Raw genomic sequence first — 229 nt, forward strand, 5'->3', positions numbered from 1 at the left:
ATCTAACAGAGCGACGTCAGGTTGAAGTGGAAGAGTTGGATCTTGCGCCTGTTGGGGCGAATCAAGCTAATCCGAACCAATTACAGCGCACCAATCAACTGGTTTGGAAAACCGTACCTGTCGTAGACAAAACCGGGCAACCGATTCGTCAAGACAATCCGTTACAACAATACGGTATTCAAGTGACGCAGGTGACCATTGGTGACCCGCAGCCAGAAAAGCAATTAGA

General features: G+C 48.5%; 1 protein-coding gene. It reads left to right on the plus strand.

Going from position 1 to position 229, the window contains the following annotated elements; all coding sequences use genetic code 11:
* On the plus strand, window positions 1-229 hold a 229-nt coding region (locus O4H47_RS18115; RefSeq protein WP_269395416.1), incomplete at both ends, for a hypothetical protein.

This window comes from Maritalea porphyrae, assembly GCF_027213965.1.
In the GTDB taxonomy this organism is placed as follows: domain Bacteria; phylum Pseudomonadota; class Alphaproteobacteria; order Rhizobiales; family Devosiaceae; genus Maritalea; species Maritalea porphyrae_A.